The organism is Deltaproteobacteria bacterium GWC2_55_46 (assembly GCA_001595385.3).
Taxonomy (GTDB): domain Bacteria; phylum Desulfobacterota; class GWC2-55-46; order GWC2-55-46; family GWC2-55-46; genus UBA5799.
In genome coordinates this window covers 336,278-358,148 of sequence record LVEI03000001.1, presented here as the reverse complement: position 1 = coordinate 358,148, position 21,871 = coordinate 336,278, and the positions used below count along the sequence as shown (strand labels likewise).

General features: G+C 55.6%; 22 protein-coding genes. 20 read left to right on the top strand and 2 right to left on the bottom strand.

Translation table 11 applies throughout. The annotated features are described in order from the left end of the window. Nucleotides 1-17: 17 nt before the first annotated feature. From A2V21_301685 to A2V21_301630, 12 genes are all read left to right on the top strand, one after another. Nucleotides 18-353, top strand: a complete 336-nt coding sequence (locus A2V21_301685; GenBank protein ID OIJ73086.1) for a hypothetical protein — start codon at nt 18-20, stop codon at nt 351-353. Nucleotides 354-495: 142 nt separating this feature from the next. Further along, entirely contained in the window at nt 496-1,860 is a 1,365-nt protein-coding gene (locus A2V21_301680; GenBank protein OIJ73085.1) for a UDP-glucose 6-dehydrogenase, read from the top strand. A gap of 144 nt (nt 1,861-2,004) precedes the next feature. Beyond that, complete coding sequence (locus tag A2V21_301675; GenBank protein OIJ73084.1) at nt 2,005-2,301, top strand: hypothetical protein; 297 nt, start codon at nt 2,005-2,007, stop codon at nt 2,299-2,301. A gap of 128 nt (nt 2,302-2,429) precedes the next feature. Next, nucleotides 2,430-2,981, top strand: a complete 552-nt coding sequence (locus A2V21_301670; protein ID OIJ73083.1) for a bifunctional pyr operon transcriptional regulator/uracil phosphoribosyltransferase — start codon at nt 2,430-2,432, stop codon at nt 2,979-2,981. 3 nt (nt 2,982-2,984) lie between these two features. After that, on the top strand, nt 2,985-3,932 hold the full coding sequence (locus A2V21_301665) for an aspartate carbamoyltransferase (protein OIJ73082.1): 948 nt from the start codon (nt 2,985-2,987) through the stop codon (nt 3,930-3,932). Further along, complete coding sequence (locus A2V21_301660; GenBank protein ID OIJ73081.1) at nt 3,929-5,218, top strand: dihydroorotase; 1,290 nt, start codon at nt 3,929-3,931, stop codon at nt 5,216-5,218. Before A2V21_301665 ends, A2V21_301660 begins: the two co-directional genes overlap by 4 nt. A gap of 64 nt (nt 5,219-5,282) precedes the next feature. After that, complete coding sequence (locus A2V21_301655) at nt 5,283-6,413, top strand: carbamoyl phosphate synthase small subunit (protein OIJ73080.1); 1,131 nt, start codon at nt 5,283-5,285, stop codon at nt 6,411-6,413. A 35-nt stretch (nt 6,414-6,448) separates the two neighbouring features. Continuing rightward, nucleotides 6,449-9,772: a carbamoyl phosphate synthase large subunit gene (locus A2V21_301650; GenBank protein OIJ73079.1), complete on the top strand. Its 3,324-nt coding sequence runs from the start codon at nt 6,449-6,451 to the stop codon at nt 9,770-9,772. A gap of 5 nt (nt 9,773-9,777) precedes the next feature. Then, nucleotides 9,778-11,571 (top strand): potassium transporter Kup, encoded by a 1,794-nt coding sequence (locus tag A2V21_301645; protein OIJ73078.1) that lies wholly within the window; start codon nt 9,778-9,780, stop codon nt 11,569-11,571. 113 nt (nt 11,572-11,684) lie between these two features. Beyond that, complete coding sequence (locus A2V21_301640; GenBank protein ID OIJ75000.1) at nt 11,685-13,994, top strand: ATP-dependent DNA helicase RecG; 2,310 nt, start codon at nt 11,685-11,687, stop codon at nt 13,992-13,994. A gap of 96 nt (nt 13,995-14,090) precedes the next feature. After that, nucleotides 14,091-15,452: a hypothetical protein gene (locus A2V21_301635; GenBank protein ID OIJ73077.1), complete on the top strand. Its 1,362-nt coding sequence runs from the start codon at nt 14,091-14,093 to the stop codon at nt 15,450-15,452. Then, on the top strand, nt 15,449-16,117 hold the full coding sequence (locus tag A2V21_301630; protein OIJ73076.1) for a hypothetical protein: 669 nt from the start codon (nt 15,449-15,451) through the stop codon (nt 16,115-16,117). The genes A2V21_301635 and A2V21_301630 overlap by 4 nt, the downstream gene beginning before the upstream one ends. A 1-nt stretch (nt 16,118) precedes the next feature. On the opposite strand, the gene A2V21_301625 is transcribed toward A2V21_301630, so the two are convergent. Together A2V21_301625 and A2V21_301620 are read right to left on the bottom strand one after the other, a co-directional pair. After that, nucleotides 16,119-16,589, bottom strand: coding sequence for a hypothetical protein (locus A2V21_301625; GenBank protein ID OIJ73075.1), 471 nt, complete (start codon nt 16,587-16,589; stop codon nt 16,119-16,121). A gap of 1 nt (nt 16,590) precedes the next feature. Then, nucleotides 16,591-16,848, bottom strand: coding sequence for a hypothetical protein (locus tag A2V21_301620; protein ID OIJ73074.1), 258 nt, complete (start codon nt 16,846-16,848; stop codon nt 16,591-16,593). A gap of 283 nt (nt 16,849-17,131) precedes the next feature. Here A2V21_301620 and A2V21_301615 point away from each other — a divergent pair, with 283 nt between their 5' ends. The 8 genes from A2V21_301615 (at nt 17,132) to A2V21_301580 (ending at nt 21,782) form a co-directional block, all read left to right on the top strand. Next, entirely contained in the window at nt 17,132-18,463 is a 1,332-nt protein-coding gene (locus tag A2V21_301615; GenBank protein ID OIJ73073.1) for a signal recognition particle protein, read from the top strand. 33 nt (nt 18,464-18,496) lie between these two features. After that, a complete protein-coding gene (locus A2V21_301610) occupies nt 18,497-18,742 on the top strand; it encodes a 30S ribosomal protein S16 (protein ID OIJ73072.1) in 246 nt (81 codons plus the stop codon). Between the two features lie 77 nt (nt 18,743-18,819). Next, nucleotides 18,820-19,050, top strand: a complete 231-nt coding sequence (locus A2V21_301605) for an RNA-binding protein (protein OIJ73071.1) — start codon at nt 18,820-18,822, stop codon at nt 19,048-19,050. Then, a complete protein-coding gene (locus tag A2V21_301600; protein OIJ73070.1) occupies nt 19,043-19,552 on the top strand; it encodes a 16S rRNA processing protein RimM in 510 nt (169 codons plus the stop codon). The genes A2V21_301605 and A2V21_301600 overlap by 8 nt, the downstream gene beginning before the upstream one ends. 23 nt (nt 19,553-19,575) lie before the next feature. After that, nucleotides 19,576-20,307, top strand: coding sequence for a tRNA (guanosine(37)-N1)-methyltransferase TrmD (locus A2V21_301595; GenBank protein ID OIJ73069.1), 732 nt, complete (start codon nt 19,576-19,578; stop codon nt 20,305-20,307). 96 nt (nt 20,308-20,403) lie between these two features. Continuing rightward, nucleotides 20,404-20,745, top strand: coding sequence for a 50S ribosomal protein L19 (locus A2V21_301590; GenBank protein ID OIJ73068.1), 342 nt, complete (start codon nt 20,404-20,406; stop codon nt 20,743-20,745). 57 nt (nt 20,746-20,802) lie between these two features. Further along, complete coding sequence (locus A2V21_301585; GenBank protein OIJ73067.1) at nt 20,803-21,423, top strand: ribonuclease HII; 621 nt, start codon at nt 20,803-20,805, stop codon at nt 21,421-21,423. Continuing rightward, a complete protein-coding gene (locus tag A2V21_301580) occupies nt 21,420-21,782 on the top strand; it encodes a YraN family protein (GenBank protein ID OIJ73066.1) in 363 nt (120 codons plus the stop codon). Before A2V21_301585 ends, A2V21_301580 begins: the two co-directional genes overlap by 4 nt. The last annotated feature ends 89 nt before the right edge of the window (nt 21,783-21,871 follow it).

The window sequence follows — 21,871 nt, the reverse complement described above, 5'->3', positions numbered from 1 at the left end:
TAAGGTTTTGACAGACGATGATAAAGGCAATAGTCCTGGGGCTCCTGTGTTTTATCATATTCCTCGCCGCCCACGCGTCCATATACGGGGGCCTAAGCCCAAGGGCCCGCCTGAAAAGGCTTTTGTCCCTTTTCGCATATGTCCTCCCGGTTTACATAGCGGCCTACTTCCTGACCCCGTCCGGTTACCTGGTGCTTGCGCCAGTCGGCGCTCCTGGCAGGCCGCTTATAGGGCTTGAGACCGTTTACAGGCTCACGCATGTCATCAACTTCCTCGGGGGGATCTTTGTGTACGCCTTCCTCTTCATGAGCTATTTGCAGTTAGACTGCTGGAGAAGAGGCAGTTTCCGCTGAGGATCTTTAGAAGTCCGGCTTTCTTGACATAGGGACTGCGCGAGATTATACTGAGCGATAACTCTCAAGAATTCAGGTGTTTTTCCGCTGGTTACGGCGCGCCAGCTAAAAAAAAATAGTCTTTGAACGGAGGTCCTTCCACATGAATATCTGTGTCATCGGGACAGGGTACGTAGGCCTTGTTACCGGCACCTGCTTCGCTGATTTCGGCGTGAACGTATCCTGCGTTGACAAGGATGCCGAGAAGATAAATATGCTCAACAGGGGCGAGATACCAATTTATGAGCCCGGCCTCAAGGAGCTTGTCGACAAGAACATAAGTGAGAAGCGCCTGACGTTCACGACGGAATTATGCGAGTCGATAAAGAAATCCCTCGTCATCTTCATAGCCGTTGGCACGCCGCCAAAGGACGACGGCTCCGCCGACTTAAGCTATATAGAAGAGGTCGCGCGCACCATAGCCGCCAATCTTAACGGCTACAAGGTCATCGTCACGAAGAGCACCGTGCCGGTCGGCACTGGAAAGTTCATCGAGGATATCATCGAGAAGGGGCAGGGCGGGGAGCACAAATTCGACGTGGTATCGAACCCGGAGTTCCTCAGGGAAGGCTCTGCCGTAGAGGACTTCATGAGGCCCAACAGGCTGGTCCTCGGCGCCAGGAGCGAGCAGGCCATAGCCATCATGAAGGACCTCTACTCACCGCTTTATCTCATAGAGACCCCGTTCGTCATAACCGATGTAGAGACCTCCGAGCTTATAAAGTACGCGTCCAACGCCTTCCTCGCCACCAAGGTATCGTTCATAAACGAGGTAGCCAATATCTGCGAGAGGGTCGGCGCGGACGTGCGCATGGTCGCCAAGGGGATGGGCCTCGACAACAGGATAGGCTCCAAGTTCCTGCACGCGGGGCCGGGGTACGGCGGGTCGTGCTTCCCCAAGGACACGATGGCGATAACCAAGATCGCCAGGTCTCACGGGTATGTCTTCAAGATCGTCGAATCGGTCATCGAGGTCAACAGGGAGCAGCGGGAGCGGATGATCGATAAGATAAAGGGGCTTACTGGCGAGCTTAAGGGCGCGCGCATCGGCATCCTCGGCCTCGCCTTCAAGCCCAATACAGACGACATAAGGGAATCTCCGGCCATGGACATAGCCGAGAAGCTCCTTGCCGAGGGGGTCTCTATAAAGGCCTATGACCCCGCAGGCATGGAGAACGCCAGGAAGGCGATGCCTGAGACGGTCCAGTTCTGCAACGACGCCTATGAGGTGGCAGAAGGCTGCGACGCGCTCGTTATTCTGACCGAATGGAACCCGTTCAGGAAGCTCGACCTCGGCAGGCTAAAGAGCCTCCTTAAGGCCCCAAGGATAATTGACCTGAGGAACATCTACGACCCGGAGGTAATGAAGAAGATGGGTTTCGAGTACGTATGCGTGGGAAGGGGAGAGACGAAGACCGGGCTTACCTTCGCCAGCACCTTTAACGCGCCTGTTACAGAGCCCAGGTAGCCCAAGAATTGTATTGACTGTCCTGTCTATACGTTGTATATGTAATATGAAGTGAACGTACGACCGGGAAATAAAGCCGGATTTATCACGCTAAAGTCAACATTCTGGCTGCTCTTTCTTGCTTCCGCTATCTATGGCGCGTATATGTTCGCCCCTCCCTACTTCGGATATTTGATGCTCAAGACCGACGTGGAGGAGGAGGCAAAGGTCGCGCACATGTATACGGACGAGGAGCTTGCTGGCCATATCATCAAAAAGGCCTCGGCCTGGTCCATCCCGCTCTCTGAGGAAAATCTGTTGATCGAGAGGGAGGCGGAGGATATCACAATCTCCGTGCATTACAGGAAAGAGCTCGATTTTTTCAACCAGTACAGTAAAACGCTTGTTTACGACATAAAGGTGCATAAGCCGCTAAGGGATGCAAGCGGCAGCATGCGCTGAAACAAAAAACCCTTTTAATTTAATCCTGAGAGATTAAAAACGGGGAAATAAGTGGCATATCACATGAAAACAATCCTGTTGCCTCTGTGCCCTTTTGGGTCCAGGGGTATTTTTTTGCCAACTAATCGATGAAAAAAACAGTATTGGACGATAAGGCCATAGACAGGGCCCTGGCCAGGATAGCCCACGAGATACTCGAGAGGAACAAGGGCACCGAAAAGCTCGTCATCCTCGGTATACCGACGAGGGGGTACCATCTTGCCCTGAGGCTCCAGAAAAAGATAGAGGAGATAGAAGGGGTGAGCCTCCCTGCCGGCGCCGTGGACGCCACACTTTACAGGGACGACCTCGGCATTAAAAAAGACCAGCCGTCTCTCAAGAAGATGGAGATACCGATATCGATAGACGGCATGAAGATAATAATGGTCGATGACGTCCTCTTCACCGGCAGGACTATCAGGGCGGCGATGAACGCGCTTATGGATTTCGGCAGGCCAATCGCGATACAGCTTGCAGTGCTGGTAGACAGGGGGCACAGGGAGCTTCCCATCAAGGCCGACTACGTGGGCAAGAACATACCGACGTCCGTAAAAGAAGGGGTCAAGGTACATCTCGAGGAGATTGACGGCGTTAGCGAAGTCGTGGTGGAAGCGCCGGAAGCGAAGCAGGAGCAAGGCTAAACGATGCGGCTTAAAAGAAAAGACCTGCTCGGGATAGAGGACCTCGAAAGGGACGAGATCGAGCTGATACTCGCTACGGCCGAGTCCTTTAAAGAGGTCTCCGAGAGGGAGATAAAGAAGGTCCCCACCTTAAGGGGCAGGACCATCATCAACCTCTTCTACGAGGCATCGACCAGGACACGGACCTCCTTCGAGATAGCCGCGAAGCGCATGAGCGCTGACGCGGTGAATATCTCGGTCTCTTCAAGCTCGGTTGTAAAGGGCGAGACCTTGAGGGATACCGCCAAGAACCTGGAGGCGATGAGGCCCGATTGCATCGTAATACGGCACTCATCTTCAGGCACCCCGGGCATGCTCTCGAAATATCTCGCCTGCCCTGTCGTGAACGCCGGTGACGGCGCGCACGAGCACCCGAGCCAGGCCCTCCTCGACATGCTTACCGTGAAGGAGAAGAAGGGCACGATAGAGGGGCTGAAGGTCTCGATAATCGGCGACATCACACATTCCCGCGTAGCCCGCTCGAATATATATGGCTTCACGAAGATGGGCGCGGAGGTGACGGTTGCGGGGCCGCCGACGATGCTGCCGGCTGGAATAGAGAAACTCGGGTGCAGGGCCACTTCAAGCATGGATGAGGCGATAAGGGGTGCGGACGTAGTGATGATGCTCCGGATCCAGATAGAACGGCAGAGCGAGTCCTTCTTCCCGAGCGTAAGAGAGTACTCAAGGCTTTACGGCCTCGATGAGACGAAGCTCAAGGCGGCGAAGGACGATGTGGTGATACTGCATCCGGGCCCGATAAACAGGGGGGTAGAGATATCCACTGAAGTGGCGGACGGCCCCTATTCGGTCATCCTGGACCAGGTCACAAACGGTGTCGCGGTGAGGATGGCCATATTCTACCACCTGCTTGGCGGGGCGAAGGAAGAGCATACAGAGGTAGCGAGATGACGAGGCTTGTGATAAGGGGAGGCCGACTGGTCGACCCGGCGCAGAATATAGACGGCTTTTACAATATCTACATCATGGGCGGCAGGGTGGCATCGGTAAAAAAGGCCGAGGCCGACACCTCCGAGGTAGGCCCGGGCGTAGAGGCCATAGACGCTACAGGCAAGGTTGTAATGCCAGGCTTTATTGACGCCCACGCGCATCTGCGCGAACCTGGCTACGAATATAAGGAAGACATAAGGACAGGCAGCCTGGCCGCTTCAGCCGGGGGCTTTACGGCTGTCATGTGCATGGCAAATACGAAGCCCGTAAACGACAACGAATCGGTCACGAGATATATACTCAGGCGCGCGGAAGAGGCGGGCTGCCGGGTATACCCGATAGGCGCGCTTAGCGTTGGGCAAAAGGGTGAGCGCCTCACGGAGATGGCGGAGCTAAAGGCCGCCGGTTGCGTTGCGGTATCGGATGATGGAGTGCCTGTCGTTGATAGCGCCTTTATGAGGAGGGCGCTCGAGTACTCCCTCATCGTCAATATCCCGGTCATAAGCCATGCCGAAGAGCCGTCCCTTGTTGGCGGGGGAGTCATGAACGAGGGTGAGGTCGCAACCCGCCTTGGCCTTCGGGGCATACCCAACGCCGCTGAGGACGCGATGGTCGCAAGGGACATAACGCTATCCGAGCTTACCGGAGGACGTTTGCATGTAGCGCACGTAAGCACCAAAGGCGCTGTCGAGCTTATAAGAAGGGCGAAGGAGAGGGGGGTAAAGGTCACGGCTGAAGTAACGCCGCACCACCTCGCTCTTACTGACAAGGCCGTTTCGGGCTATGACACGAACGCAAAGATGAGCCCGCCGCTACGCTCTGTTGAGGACGTAGAGGCATTGAGGATTGGCGTCAAGGACGGCACGATAGATTGCATAGCGACCGATCACGCGCCGCATTCGATAATCGAAAAGGACGTAGAGTTCGACAAGGCTTCCAACGGCATAATAGGCCTTGAGACGGCCTTCTCTGTCGTCTACGGCCTTGTGGAGGCTGGTATCCTTACGCTCAGCCAGGTTGTGAAGGCCATGTCTACGAACCCAGCAAAGGTCTTCAAGCTCGAAGGTGGAAGGCTCTCAGTGGGGAGCCAGGCCGATATCACCATCGTCGACCTGGGGCAGCGCTGGAAGGTGGAGCCAAGGGAGCTTAAATCAAAGTCAAAGAACACCCCTTGGGCAGGCTTAGAGCTTAAGGCGGTAGTCCTTAAGACCATAGTGGCTGGGAACGTCAAGTTCAGCAGGCCGTAGTATTTAAGACGTAATCTTAGTATAATTGTTAAAGCAACCGAATCTATTAATATTTTGAGGTGGCATGTTGAAAAAAGCAATACTGGCCCTCGCAGACGGTACGGTCTTCGAGGGCTTATCCTTCGGCGCGGATGGCGAGGCCTGCGGAGAGGTCGTCTTCAATACCTCCCTTACCGGGTATCAGGAGGTCCTGACAGACCCGTCATACAAGGGGCAGATGGTCACGATGACCTACAGCCAGCAGGGCAACTACGGCATAAACGCCGAAGACATGGAATCCATCCGGCCTTGGGTGGAGGGCTTTATCGTAAAAGAGCCATGCCTTTTCCCTTCGAACTGGCGCTCGACCGAAAGCCTGATGGGATATCTGATCCGGAACAGGATAGTAGGCATATCAGGGATAGACACCAGGGCGCTCACGCGCATCATCAGGGATAAGGGCGCGATGCAGGGCATAATATCGACCGTTGATGGCGACCACGCGCGCCTTGTCAGGAAGGCACAGTCCGCCCCCAGCCTCGTCGGAAGGGACCTCGTTAAGGAGGTCACCTGCGCGAAGGCCTACGACTGGCACGGAGAGCTCTGGGACCTTGACAAGGGCGGATACCCGAAGACCGATAACGCTAAAAAGAAGTTCAGGGTCGTTGCTTACGACTTTGGCGTAAAGAAGAACATCCTCCGTAACCTCGCCTCAGCGGGCTGCGACGTAACGGTCGTCCCGGCATCCACCCCGGCTGAAGAGGTCCTGGCCTTAAACCCCAACGGCATATTCCTCTCCAACGGCCCAGGTGACCCGGAAGCGGTCTCTTACGCCAGAGAGACCGTCGGCAAGCTCATCGGAAAAAGGCCGATCTTCGGCATCTGCCTGGGACACCAGATACTCTCGCTGGCCATCGGCGGCAGGACCTACAAGCTCAAGTTCGGCCACAGGGGCAGCAACCAGCCGGTGCAGGACCTCACGACCAGCAAGGTCGAGATAACCTCGCAGAACCACGGCTTCGCCGTTGACATCGATTCTCTAAAGGGCATAGCTGACCTCACTCATATTAACTTGAACGACAGGACCTGCGAGGGCATTGCGTTGAAGGGCAAGCCTGTCTTCTCGGTCCAGTACCACCCAGAGGCGTCTCCCGGCCCCCATGACTCGCAGTACCTCTTCAGGAGGTTTACCGAGATGATGGAGGCCAATAGTTGAACGCCGTATCCCGCACTCAATCCGGAGGTCTTTAGTTGCCGAAAAGAACTGATATAAAGAAGATACTGATCATAGGCTCAGGCCCTATCGTCATAGGCCAGGCCTGCGAATTCGACTACTCTGGCACACAGGCGTGCAAGGCGTTGAGGGAGGACGGCTACGAGGTAGTGCTGGTGAACTCGAACCCCGCTACCATCATGACCGACCCGACCCTTGCCAACAGGACGTACATAGAGCCCATAACGCCAGAGATGGTCGAGAAGATAATCGAGAGGGAGAGGCCGGACGCGCTCCTTCCCACCATGGGCGGCCAGACCGCGCTCAACGTCTCGGTAAAGCTCGCTGAATCCGGCGTTCTTGAGAAGTACGGCGTAGAGCTTATAGGCGCCAGGCTCCCGGCCATAAAGAAGGCCGAGGACAGGGACCTCTTTAAGCAGGCGATGCAGAGAATAGGCCTTGAGGTCCCGAGGAGCGGTGTGGCAAGGACCTTTCAGGAAGCTGACGGGATAATCGAGACGATGAACTTCCCCGCCATCATAAGGCCTTCGTTCACCATGGGCGGCATGGGCGGCGGCATCGCATACAACAGGGAAGAGTACGAGCATATGGTCAGGTTCGGCCTTGAGTGCAGCCCGGTGAGCGAAATACTCATAGAGGAATCTGTCATCGGCTGGAAGGAGTTCGAGCTCGAGGTGATGAGGGACTGTAACGACAACGTCGTCATCGTCTGCTCGATAGAGAACCTCGACCCCATGGGCGTGCACACCGGCGATTCCATCACGGTCGCGCCTGCGCAGACTCTTACCGACAAGGAGTACCAGGTCTTGAGGGACGCCGCCATAAGGATAATAAGGGAGATAGGCGTCGATACCGGCGGGTCGAACATCCAGTTCTCAATGAACCCGGATAACGGAAAGCTCTACGTCATCGAGATGAACCCGAGGGTTTCGAGGTCGTCGGCGCTGGCGAGCAAGGCAACGGGCTTCCCGATAGCGAAGATAGCGGCAAAGCTCGCGGTAGGCTATTCGCTCGATGAGATACCGAACGACATAACGAAGAAGACCCCGGCCTGCTTCGAGCCGACGATAGACTACGTGGTGGTGAAGATACCGAGGTTCGCCTTCGAGAAGTTCCAGAAGGCAGACCCGACCCTCACAACCCAGATGAAGTCAGTTGGAGAGGCGATGGCCATCGGGAGGACTTTCAAGGAGGCCTTCCAGAAGGCGCTTCGCTCTCTTGAGATCGGGTGCAGCGGCTTCGACAGGGTGGTAAGGAAGAACAGGCCTGAGCCGCGCTTCAAGGCGACCGAGGCGGAGATGGATGCCATCAGGGCCATGCTCAAGACCCCGCGGTCGGAGAGGCTCTTTTTCATAGCGGAGGCATTGAGGGCAGGCCTCCACGTCGATGACATATTCGAGCTTACCAGGATAGACCGCTGGTTCCTGAATAATCTGAGGGAGATAATCGATATCGAGGAAGGTATCTTCTGGCAGGGGCGCCAGGGAGGTCTTTCAAAGGAGATGTTGAGGAAGGCCAAGGAGGCCGGCTTCTCCAACAAGATGCTCTCGTCCCTGACAGGGACTCCCGAGGCCGACATGAGCAAGGCCCTTAAGGAGGCCGGGGTCGAGCCGGTATTCAAGACGGTAGATACCTGCGCCGCCGAGTTCGAGGCCCATACGCCGTACCTTTATTCATCATACGAGCGACCCTTCTTCCACGTGTCAACCGGCGATCTTCCGAAGCTCGCCTGCGAGGCAAGCCCGACCGGCAGGAAGAAGGTCATCATACTCGGGAGCGGGCCGAACAGGATAGGGCAGGGCATCGAGTTCGACTACTGCTGCGTGCACGCGAGCTTTGCGCTCCGGGAAGCCGGGGTCGAGTCCATCATGGTCAACTGCAACCCGGAGACCGTCTCCACCGACTACGATACCTCTGACAGGCTCTACTTCGAGCCGCTGACCTTCGAGGACGTCATGGCCATAGTCGATAAGGAGAGGCCTATGGGCGTCATAGTCCAGCTCGGCGGGCAGACCCCGCTCAAGCTTTCCGTCGCCCTTGAGAAGGCCGGGGTAAAGGTGCTCGGCACTTCATCTGATTCGATAGACATGGCCGAGGACAGGGAACGGTTCGACAAACTACTTGAGAGGCTCGGCATAAGAAAGCCCAATAGCGGGACGGCGCGCTCCATAGACGAGGCCGTAAGAATAGCCGGGTCGGTCGGCTACCCTGTGATGGTGAGACCGTCTTACGTGCTCGGCGGACGGGCCATGGAGATAGTCTACGACGAGATGAGCCTCATAGACTACATGATGAGGGCGGTAGAGGCCTCTCCAGAGCACCCCGTTCTTATAGACTGTTTTCTGCAGAACGCCACGGAAGTAGACGTCGACTGCATAAGCGACGGAGAGACGGTCGTGGTAGCGGGCATCATGGAGCACATAGAAGAGGCCGGGGTCCACTCTGGCGACTCCGCCTGCTCCATACCCCCTTATTCGCTCTCTCCGGGCCTGATAGATGAGATAAAGAGGCAGTCGGTCATGCTCGCCAAAGAGCTTAAGGTCATAGGGCTCATGAACGTCCAGTACGCCGTGAAGGACGGGGTTGTCTACGTACTTGAGGTGAACCCCAGGGCTTCGCGGACCATCCCGTTCGTTAGCAAGGCCATAGGCGTGCCACTTGCCAAGCTCGCCACCAAGCTCATGATCGGACTTACGCTTAAGGAGCTTGGATTCACGGCTGAGGTCGCTCCGTCTTATGTCTCGGTCAAGGAAGCGGTCTTCCCGTTCATCAAGTTCCCCGGCGTCGACATACTCCTCGGCCCTGAGATGAAATCCACAGGCGAGGTGATGGGCATCTCCCAGGACTTTGGCGGGGCCTTCGCAAAGGCGCAGATAGCGGCTGGCAACAGGCTCCCGCTTTCGGGCACCGTATTCATAAGCGTGAGGGACGCGGACAAGCAGGAGATGGCCGTTGTCGCGAAGGAGCTCAAGGAGTGCGGCTTCAATATACTGGCCACCGGAGGGACTGCCAGGTTCCTCTCTGGCCGTGGCGTGAGCGTAGAGACGGTGCTGAAGGTGACCGAGGGCAGGCCGAACATAGTAGACATGATAAAGAGCAGGAAGGTGGACATGGTCATCAACACCTCCTTCGGCGCCAAAAGTGTCGCCGACTCTTATTCCATCAGGAGGTCTTCAGTAGACCTTGGCTTGCCGTATTTTACTACTGTGGCCGGGGCAAAGGCTGCGGCCCAGGGCATCAAGGCGATGCGGAAGGGAGGGCTTGACGTCAAGCCGCTGCAGGAGTATCATGACGGGCTTAAGTCCGATTTCAGGCCCTTAAGCAGGACCCTGACCACTTAAGCCTCATGCGAAATATAATAAAATCCCTCGGCATAGTCTACGGTGATATAGGCACAAGCCCTATATACACCATTACTGTCATCTTCCTTCTCCTGGAGCCCACCTTTGAGAATGTACGGGGTGTGCTCTCGCTCGTTTTCTGGACCCTTATCACCCTTGTCACCGTCCAGTACGCGTGGCTTGCCACGACCCTCGGCAAAAAGGGCGAGGGCGGCACTATAGTCTTAAGGGAACTCCTGCTCCCTTATCTCAAGGGCGGCAGGAAGATAGCCTTTATTTCGATACTTTCCTTTATAGGCGTTTCTCTCCTGGTCGGCGATGGAGTCATAACCCCGGCCATCTCCATACTGAGCGCGGTCGAGGGCTCGACCCTCATACCGGGTTTAGAGAACCTGAGCCAGACCGGTATCGTCATGATCGCTGGCCTCATCGCGATCGTGCTGTTCCTCTTTCAGAGAAAAGGGACCGAGAAGATGGCCTGGGCCTTCGGCCCAGTGATGCTCATATGGTTCTCGTCGCTTGCCGTCTCTGGCATCGCCGGCATAATGAACGAGCCAGGTGTGCTGGCAGGTGTCAACCCGTATTACGGGATGAAGTTCATGGCCGACCATGGCCTTGCAGGCTTCTTCATCCTCTCCGAGGTGATACTCTGCGCCACCGGAGGAGAGGCCCTTTACGCTGACATGGGGCACCTCGGAAGGGCGCCGATCGTCAAGGGATGGTACATGGTCTTCGTCGTCCTTGTGATCAACTATATGGGGCAGGGCGCCTTCCTCCTTACCCATCCGGAGACCAAGAACGTCCTCTTCGAGATGGTCTTCAGCCAGGCGCAGTTCCTGTACGTGCCTTTTCTGATCTTGAGCATCTCGGCCACGATAATAGCTTCGCAGGCTATGATAAGCGGTATGTTCTCGATAGTCTACCAGGGCATCACCACGCATATCATGCCCCTTTTCAAGGTCGATTACACCTCCCGCGAGATGAGGAGCCAGATATACATTCCGTTCGTAAACTGGTTCCTCCTCGTAGCCGTCCTCTTCATCATGTATGTCTTCCAGGCTTCCAGCCGCCTTGCCGCCGCTTACGGGCTTGCCGTAACGGGCACGATGGCGGTCACCGGCATCATGATGACCTGGATATTCTTCCGGAGGGGAGATTATTTCAGGACCGCCGTCTCAGTCTTTATCTCGATCATAGTTTTTATCTACTTTTTCTCGAACATCTTCAAGATCCCCCACGGAGGCTACTGGTCGATCATCATAGCCCTGCTGCCGTTTTCAATCATACTCATATACACAAGGGGCCAAAGGAGGCTATACAGGGCGTTGAAGCCGCTTAACAGGGACGCCTTCCTCATAGGCTACAACCAGATCTACAAGGCTTTGCCCAAGATACACGGCACAGCCCTGTTTTTCGCCAAGGACGCGAACGAGATAGCCCCGTACATCGTCCATACGATGTTCAAGAACAACATCATATATCACGACAACGTGATAGTCTCCATAACGAGGGAAGACTCCCCCTATGGGATATCCTCAAGGTCCGGCGAGGAGCTGGCGCCGGGGCTCAGAGTCTTCGAGATACGCTCAGGATACATGGAGGTCGTAGACGTCGAGGCGATACTAAAGTCCTCAGGGATAAACGAGAAGACCATATTCTACGGGCTCGAGGAGATATCCACCTCGAACATCTTCTGGAAGGTATTTTCTGTCATAAAAAAGCTTACCCCGACCTTCCTTATATTCTATAAGCTCCCTACAAACAAGCTCCACGGCGTCATAACCCGCGTAGAGATGTAGCCATGAAAGGTACGAGGCTCGGTGAGATCCTCGAGGCTTTTCTCAAGCCATTGAGGTTCGCCTCAAAGGATGGTTTTCAGCACCTCGGCTCGCTTAAGTCGGTGGAGCCGCTCATCTCATCGCTTACCGCAGAGGCCCTTTCCCTTCAACTCCCGTCAGAAGCCCGTTCAGGGATACAGAAGCTAAGAGAGCTTTTCTCAGGCTTCGACAGCCTTGACGCGCCACTTAAAAAAGAGCGGATAGAAAGGGCGTTCGAGGCCATACGTTCTATCAGTTATCCAGCCACCCCATTGCCCTTGCAGCCGGCAGAGGCTGAAAAGAGGCTTGCCGCCCTTAAAACACCGCTTACCTATGTAAAGGGCATCGGCCCAAAGCTTGCCGAGAGGTTATCTAAAAAAGGCCTTTCGACCGTCGAGGACCTGCTCTATTTCCTGCCAATAAGATACGAGGACCGGAGCAGGATAAAAAAGATACGCGAGCTTATCCCGGGGATGAGCGAGGCCGCCACAGGCGAGGTGCTCGCTATCGGAGAGGCGAGGTACGGTAGAAAGAGGGTGCTTGAGATGGCAGTAAGCGACGGCAGCGCCATCCTCAAGGTCAAGTGGTTCAACTTCGGCCCGCATATAAAAAAGCGGTTCAAAAACGGCCAGCGCCTCATCATATTCGGCCAGGTCTCCGCGTTCGGCGCGCAAAAGGAGATGATACACCCGGACATAGAGGTGCTCTCTCATGACGAGGAGCCTGGCCTTTCAGCGGACTTTGGCGGCATCGTCCCCATATACTCGCAGGTCGAGAACTTCCACCAGAAGACTATACGGAAGATTGTAAGGGGCGTGGTCGATGAGTACGCCCGGAAGGCGGTAGGCGGGGTGCCCTGCGGGGTATCCGAGAGGCATGGCCTCCTGGGCCTTGCCGCCGCTATGAGGGAGGCCCACCTGCCTGAAGGAGGGCCCGAAGCCCCGATCGCCGCCAAAAAGAGCCTCGCCTTCGACGAGCTATTCCTCCTTGAGACAGGCCTTGCCATGAGAAGGATGAGCATAAAAAAGGAGAGCGGCATATCGTTCAGGCCCGATGGAAAGCTCGAAGACGGGCTTAAAAACCTCCTTCCGTTCAAGCTTACAGGGGCACAGGCAAGGGTCGTCGATGAGATAAAAAAAGACATGTCCGCTCCGCACCCGATGAACAGGCTCATACAGGGGGACGTGGGCTCCGGTAAAACTGTAGTCAGCCTCATAGCGGCTCTTACCGCTATCGAGACCGGCTTTCAGGCGGCCCTCATGGCCCCGACCGAGATACTCGCCGAACAGCACTACCTTTTGTCGCACAGGTACGCCGAATCGCTGGGCTTAAAGGCCGTTCTTCTTACAGGCAACGCCACGAAGGCGGAAAGGAAAAAGAGGCTCGATTCGGTAAGGGATGGACAAACTCAGTTTGTCATCGGCACCCACGCGCTCATACAGAAGGATGTTGAGTTCAAGAAACTGGGGCTGGCCATAATAGACGAACAGCACAGGTTCGGCGTCGTACAGAGGGGAGAGCTCAAGAGAAAGGGCTTCCGCTCGGAGCAGGGCATATCCCCGGATATCCTCATTATGACCGCGACACCCATACCGAGGACGCTTTCGATGACTGTATTCGGCGACCTTGACGTATCAATAATCGACGAACTGCCACCCGGGAGAAAGCCGGTCCAGACAAAGGTCTTGAGAGAGAATCAGAGGCCGTTTGCCTATGAGACGATAAGAAGAGAGCTTGAAGGCGGAAGCCAGGCATATATCGTCTATCCGCTCGTTGAAGAATCGAAGGAGCTGAGCCTCAGGGACGCTACCAGCATGAAGGAGCACCTGCAGCGCGATATTTTCAGGGAATGGAGGGTGGGGCTCCTGCACGGGCGGATGAAGTCAGGCGAGAAGGAAGCGGTCATGCGGGATTTCAAGGAAAACCGCCTGAACATACTCGTATCAACAACCGTCATAGAGGTCGGGGTTGACGTGCCCAACGCCACCGTGATGCTGATAGAGCACGCTGAACGTTTCGGCCTCGCCCAGCTTCACCAGCTCCGCGGCAGGGTGGGCAGAGGCACTAACAGCTCTGTATGCATGCTTGTAGCCGGGTGGACGAACTCTGAGGACACTTACAAGAGGCTCAAGGTCATGGAGGAGACCAACGACGGCTTCAGGATAGCCGAAGAGGACTTGAAGATACGGGGGGCAGGGGACTTCATCGGGACACGGCAGGCGGGACTGCCGGATTTCCGGACAGAAGGGGCTCTGTCTGATTTAAGCCTCCTTAAGAAGGCGAGGGAAGAGGCTATCGGCTATCTTAAGGGAAACCCCGGCCTTACAGGCCCTGAAGGCGAGGTCATCAAGCGAGTGCTCAAGGCCAGGTGGCAGGAGAGGCTTGAGCTGGCGGAGATAGGGTAGGAGACCAAACCTTTTTCCATTGACAAAATAATGTCCGGGATAGTATTGTTTATAATTCAAAAAACCGCGTCTATATACTAACTTCGGGAGCATGAGATGGCTGAAATAATACCTTTCAGGGGTGTGCTTTACGATCCGGCCAAGGTCGGAGACCTTACCAGGGTCATGGCGCCGCCCTATGACGTAATACCTCCGAAAAAGCAGGACGCTCTCTACGAGCGCCACCCGAACAACATAATAAGGCTGATACTCGGCAAGACCGCCCCGGAGGACAGGGACGGGAACGACAGGTACTCGCGCGCCGCGACCGACTTCCAGAAGTGGCTTGGCGAAGGGGTGCTCGCGCAGGACGAGCGGCCGGCTATCTATTACTACTACCAGGCATACACTGAGAAGGACGGAAGCACGCAGACGAGGAAGGGTTTTATAGCCCTTTCAAAGCTGCAGGACTTCGGCAAGGGCATACACCCGCACGAGAGGACCCTTTCAGGGCCAAAGGCCGACAGGCTCAAGCTCATGCAGGCCTGCGACGCCAACTTCAGCTCCATCTTCTCACTCTATTCAGACCCGGCCCTTACGGTGAACAAAGCCCTTGACGCCGCGATCGCCGGCAGAGAGCCCGATATAGACGTTTTGGACGACGACGGCATAGTGAACAAGGTCTGGAGGGTGGATGACCCCAAGGTCCTCTCTGCCGTCGCCGCGTCGATGGACGACAAGGCCCTTTTCATAGCGGACGGCCATCACAGGTATGAGACGGCCCTCAATTACAGGAACATGCAGAGGGAGAAGAAGCCTGACTACACCGGCAGCGAGCCCTTTAATTACGTGATGATGTACTTCTCCAACATGGACGACGAGGGGATGACGATATGGCCGACCCACAGGGTCGTCCACAGCCTCAAGGGCTTTGACGCCGATGGGTTTGTCGCCAAATGCGCCGAGCACTTCGACATCAGCGAGTTCCCTTATAAATCAACCGATGAGCCGAAGGTCAGGGAGCAGTTCCTCAAAGAGCTTGAGGCCTCTGGAGCGAAGGATGTCGCCCTCGGCCTGCACATCAGGGCGCGGGACAAATATTACCTTCTTTCCATCAAGTCTCACGATATGGACAAGGTCTTCGGGGGCTCCATCCCCGATGTATTCAAGAGCCTGGACGTTACAGTGCTCCACTCCCTTGTCTTCGCCAGGATACTGGGCATGACCCAGGAGGCGCAGGAGAAGCAGGAGAACCTTATTTACGTAAAGAGCTTTGACGAGGCCATAGCCGCCTGCTCAAACGACAACAACCAGCTCGTCTTCCTCCTTAATTCCACGAAGATAGAGCAGGTGAAGGCGGTGGCTCTCGCCGGCTTCGTAATGCCGCAGAAGTCGACCTACTTCTATCCCAAGCTCCTTTCCGGCCTTACGATAAACTTCCACGGCATAAAGGCTCTCAAGACCTGTTGTTGCCATTGACGGGCCCCCGGGTCGCGGAAGATGAAACGCTCGAAAGCCTCGGCCCGTACTTCTTCGTACAGAGGAAGGCGGGCCACAGGCTCACAAGCGATACCGTAGCCCTCGCAGAGTTCGTCCTGCCGTCACTTTCAGAAGAAGATTCAGCCATCGACATAGGCTCCGGCACCGGGGCCATCCCGCTTATCCTTGCCTGGAAGTCAAAGGTAAGAAAGATCGTCGGCGTAGAGATAGACCCTTGCGCTGCCGCTGTAGCGGAGAAGAACATCCAGGCTAACGGTTTGGAAGGCAGGGTGGAGATAGTACAGAGCGACTACAGGGAGCTTAAAAAGCTCTACCCGGAAGGCTCTTTCAGCGTGGTAGTAAGCAATCCTCCCTACTTTAGGGCAGGCGTGGGGAGGATAAGCCCAAATAAGGAGAAGGCTGCTGCAAGGACGGAGCTATCCGGCGGTATCGCCGACCTGATAGATATATCAGCCTATTTCATGGGTGGTCATGGACGTGTCTTCTACGTCTACCCCAAGGCGAGGCTCGCCGAGATGCTCGAAGGGCTCGGCAAGGCGGGGCTCAGGGCGAACCGGTTAAGGTTTTTGCCGGTTGGAAGCAAAGAGGGTTTATTTCTTATAGAAGCCGGAAGGGATGGAGGGCTTACGGTCGAATATCCGTAAGCTACGACTTACACATCCTCATCACGCGTTCTATGAGGTTTTTAAGCCTCGTGTCCCTTATGCTACCGGTGGTCTTTTCTATGAAAGATTCTTCTTCCGGGGTAAGCGGCCTTGTCGGGACCTCCGGTTTCCGGGCCTTACGCCCTTTGACCTGACCGGCCCGGAAGACTATCTCTGTAATAGCCCCAGGGCCCAATGTCTCGTTCAGCCGTCCGATGATGATGGTCTTCTGGTAGTTTAGCTCCGTCATCCATGGAGAGCTTTCAACGGAGCAGAAAAGGACCGTTCCCATCAGCCTTTCAGGGCAGGCCCTTTTGGCTATGGCCTCGCCAACGCAATCGGGCCAGAGTTTCTTAAGCCTGAACTCTCTTAGCCTCGCCCCGAGGTTGAGGTGCCCGAGTGTTGCGTCAAGGACCGAGCTGATAGTCGCGTCCGACCCTGTCCGGCGGGGCCGCCTTGGACGCTGAGACATCTCAGGAGGCCTTTCTGTTGAGCCTGCCGCCGATGAATTGCCCTGCCACCGCCCCGGCGACCATAAGCGGGAGATACTGGTAGCCCAGGCCCGCCATCGTGCGCATGACGAAGATGAATGGGATGGGGAGGTGGATATACAGGAACCACTGTACCGAGAACTTCCTTGTCTTTACCCTCAGATATCCGAAAGGGAGGTTAAGGAGCATGGCGGCAATGGTCAGGAGCGCAAGGAGTATGAGAAGTTCCGAAGTTGTCATCAGATCAGGGTAACAAAAACATCTCAGGCCGTCAACCGCGGTTTTATGGCCCGGTCGATCGAAAGACGCGCTTCCAGCCCGCCGCCATCGACCAAAAGCCTTTAAAACCCTAAAAGATGTGTTGACATGCAGGCTCGAAATCCTATATATTTGTAGAATTTACGTCAGCCAAAAGCCATTTATCCGCTGTCAATATCAGGTGAAGCGGATTATAATATTTAAGGTATACTTGTAACAGGGCGGCCCCAGAGCCGCCGTGTTCTCGTTTTTATGGGAAAAAGCGATGTTTGAGTCACTTTCAGATAAATTCAGGAAGATACTTCGGGACGTCAGGGGGAAGGGCACCCTGACCGAGGCCAACGTCCAGGAGATACTCAAGGAGGTCAGGCTCGCCCTCCTCGAGGCAGACGTGAATTTCACGGTCGTTAAGGACTTTGTCGCGTCCGTGAAGGAAAAGGCGATGGGCAGGGAGGTCCTTGAAAGCCTCTCCCCGGGCCAGCAGTTCACAAAGATAGTCCATGACGAGCTCACAGCCCTTCTCGGCGGCGAGGACTCGGCCCTTGAGCTTAAGGGAAAGCCGGCCGTCATCATGATGGTAGGTCTCCAGGGCTCAGGCAAGACGACCACTACGGCAAAGCTCGCGCTGCATCTTAAGCAAAAAGGCAGGAACCCGTATATAGTCCCTGCCGACCTTTTCAGGCTTGCCGCGGTCTTGCAATTAAAGAAGCTCGCAAGCGAGATCAAGGTCGACTGCTTTGACAGCGAGAACTACAAGTCCCCCGCTGATATATGCGCGGAGGCCTTCAGGATCGCCGGGCTCAAGGGGTACGACATCCTCCTCGTCGATACCGCCGGAAGGCTCCATATAGACGACGCGCTGATGGCCGAGCTTAAAACACTCAGTGGGATACTCTCCCCGAGCGAGGTCCTCTTTGTGGCCGACTCGATGACCGGCCAGGACGCGGTCAATACGGCGAAGGGCTTTAACGACGCTATTGGCATAACAGGGGTCGTGCTCACAAAGTTCGACGGAGACGCCAGGGGAGGCGCGGCCCTTTCAATGAGGGTCACGACCGGCCGCCCCATAAAGTTCATCGGCACCGGCGAGAAGGTCGACGCCATCGAGGTATTCCACCCGTCGAGGCTTGCGGGCAGGATACTCGACATGGGCGACGTGCTTACCCTTATCGAGAAGGCCCAGAGCGCCTTTGACGAGAAGCAGGCCAAAGAGCTTCAGCAAAAGCTCAAAAAGGACGATTTCACGCTGGAGGATTTCAAGGACCAGCTCCAGCAGATAAAGAAACTGGGCTCTCTCGATTCTATCCTTTCAATGGTCCCGGGCTTTGATGCCCTTAAGAAGTCCAAGGACATCAGTATTGACGAGAAGGAGATAGCGCGCATCGAGGCCATAATAAACTCGATGACCAGGGAAGAGAGGCGCAACCCCTCGGTCCTTAACGCCAGCAGGCGGCAGAGGATATCAAAGGGGAGCGGCACCAAGGTCCAGGACGTCAACAAGCTCGTCAATCAATACGCCGGGATGCGCAAGATGATGAAGAAGTTCAAGAAGGCTGGGCCAAGAGGGCTCAAGGGCCTTTTTCAGAAGATGATGTGATCTACAAACAAAAAGACGGAGGAGTACAGCAGAATGGCAGTAAAGATCAGGTTGACCAGGCACGGCGCAAAGAAAAAGCCTTTTTACCGTATCGTTGTAGCGGACTCAGAGGCCCCAAGGGACGGTAGTTTCCTCGAGGTCATCGGGACCTACGACCCCATGACCGAGCCTGCCCAGGTAAACGTCAAGGGCGACAGGGTGACGTTCTGGCTCGGCAAGGGCGCAGTCCCGACGGATACCGTTAAACAGCTCCTTAAGAAGGTCTCTAAAGCGGCCTGAAACGGAACGGAAACAGGGCGGACAGCTGAATAGGGGGAGAAGCCGGTACCTATACCAGAACTTCTCGGAGGCATCGCATGAAGGACCTAATCGAGTACATCGCAAAGGCTCTTGTCGATCATCCGGAGGACGTAAGGGTAATAGAGGTAGTAGGCGAGAGGACTTCCGTAATAGAGCTGTCAGTTGCCAAGGAGGACCTTGGCAAAATAATAGGGAAGCAGGGCAGGACCGCGCGGGCCATAAGGGTCATACTCACCGCGTCATCGACAAAGCTCAGGAAACGCTCTGTTCTGGAGATAGTTGAATAAAGACGTCGAACTCGTCCTGATCGCGAAGATAACCGGGGTACACGGGCTTAAGGGCGAGGTAAAGGCCGTTGCCTACGGCGTACTCGACGACATCCATTGGGATACCGTCATCCTCGCCGGCAAGGGCAGGCACGAGGCCAGGCGTGTAGTACGGGCGCGCAAGCACAAGGGCGGCTGGATCATCGAGCTGGAGGGGTGCCATGACCGTAGCGCGGCAGAGGCGCTCGTAGGCCTCGAGATATCGGTTAAAAAGTCCGAACTGCCTGAGACCGCTGAGGACGAGTACTATTATTTCGACCTCATCGGCATGGAAGTCTATACCGACGAGTCGAGGTACATAGGCCGGGTCACCAACGTCATCTCGACCGGCGGTAACGACGTCCTTGAGACGACCGGCCCTTGCGGCGATGTCCTTATCCCGGCGATAGAGAGCGTCATAGTGAGCGTCGATACCGGGACGAGGAAGATAACGATACGCCTTATCGAGGGGCTGCTTCCATAAGTAAAGTAGAAAGATGCCCCAAGATGGTCTTTGAGATACTGACCCTTTTCCCCGAGTTCTTCTCATCCCCTTGCCGCCACGGAGTTATCGGAAGGGCGCTGTCAAGGGGGCTCATAGAAGTAGTCCCCCACAACCTAAGGGACCATACCATCGACAGGCACAGGACTACCGACGACTCTCCCTATGGCGGAGGCCACGGGATGGTCATGAAGGTGGAACCTGTGGTGAAGGCGATAGAGGCGCTCAAGGCCAGTGGGCCGGCAAAGGTAGTCCTTACCACCCCGCAGGGCGAGCGCTTTACGCAAGGATTGGCAAGCGAGCTTACAATACACAAGCGGCTCATCATGGTCTGCGGAAGGTATGAAGGCTATGACGAGCGCATAAGAGAGTACGCCGATTACGAGATATCCATCGGCGATTATGTACTTTCTGGCGGCGAGATACCGGCGCTTGTGATGATAGACGCCGTGGGGAGGCTCATCCCCGGCGTCCTCGGCGAGCCTGAGTCAGCCGAAGGCGACTCCTTTAGCTCCGGGCTCCTTGAGTTCCCGCAGTATACAAGGCCCGAAGATTTCAGAGGCATGAGGGTCCCGGACGTGCTCCTTTCAGGCAACCACGCTGAAATAGAGAGGTGGAGGAGGCAGGAGGCCCTGAGGAGGACCTTCAGAAGGAGGCCGGACCTCCTTGAGGGAGCGTCTCTTGCCGACGAAGATAGAAAGTTCCTTGATGGGCTCCGGGACGGCAAAAGGGAATAATAAAAAAGCTCATTTTTTTATTGCAATTTGTTTGTCTTTTAGGCACAATTAGTGCTTAAAATTTTGAAAAAGGTTAGAACATTCACGGAGGATAACATGGGAGTCATTCAGGATATCGAGAAGGATTTTATCAGGACCGACATTCCGGCGTTTAACCCTGGTGATACCCTTCTTGTGAGGGTCAAGATCAAGGAAGGCGACAAGGCAAGGGTCCAGCCCTTCGAGGGCGTCGTGATAAAAAAGCGCGGCGGCGGCGTAAGGGCGACTTTCACGCTCCGCAAGATATCATACGGCGTTGGCGTAGAAAGGATATTCCCGGTCAATTCCCCGGCGCTTGAGTCTGTAAAGGTGCTTACCAAGGGTATCGTCAGGAGGGCCAAGCTTTACTACCTCCGCGACCTCAAGGGCAAGGCCGCAAGGATCAAGACCAGGAGATAACGGTTGCAACGGAAAGCCCGGCCCAAAAGGCCGGGCTTTTTTATTGCCGGACCCCCTATGGACATCCACGAAAAAGAGGCCAACTCAGCAGGGTACAGATTTGTCGCCGGTGTTGACGAGGCTGGCAGGGGGCCTCTGGCCGGCCCTGTAGTCGCAGCCGCCGTCATCTTCCCTTTCCCGCCGCCGCTCGACCTGGGGATAAAAGACTCCAAGGCTCTTTCAGGCAGGGCAAGGGCCGCTCGCCTCTTCGACATATTCAAGGAAGCTTCTTCCGTCGGCGTCGGCATAGTCTGGCCAGCCGAGATAGACCGCATAAACATCCTCAAAGCCTCGCTCAAGGCCATGGAGCTGGCCGTAGGCAAGCTCTCCATCAAGCCTGATAAGATACTCGTTGACGGGAACATGCCCATCAACACCGGCATCAGCCAGAGGCCTATTATCTCAGGGGACTCGTTGAGCGTCAGCATCGCCGCGGCTTCCATCGTCGCCAAGACGGCGAGGGATGCGATAATGGAGTCCTATCACAGGCGCTACCCCCAATACAACTTCATATCGAACAAGGGTTATCCGACAAGGGAACACCTTGAGGCGATAGACATCCACGGCCCCACGCCCATTCACAGAAGGACGTTCAGAGGGGTCATAAAAGGGATCTCCGCAGGGCCGGAGGAGAGGTGAACAGAATAGCTGTAGGGAAGGCCGGGGAGGACGAGGCCGCAGGGTTCCTTGAGAGGCATGGCTACAGGATACTCGAGCGGAACTTCAGGTGCAGGTACGGCGAGATAGACATAATCGCGCGTGACGGAAAGACGATCGTCTTTGTAGAGGTCAAGACCAGGGGCTCGGACAGGTTCGGCCCGCCGGGCGCGAGCGTTGACGGGAGAAAGCAGAGGAAGATGACGATAACTTCCTCTTTTTATCTTGAAGGACTCGGGCATACGGACCCTGACATCCGTTTCGACGTAGTTTGCATTGAGATGAAGGATGGCAGGGCTCAAATAGAGCATATACAGGACGCTTTCGAGGCGGGGGAGTAAAGGGCATGAAGGAATGGATTTTGGCAAATCGTATATAAAAAGAATTAAAAATACGCGCATCTTTATGTACGCTTGAATTTGCGGCTGGT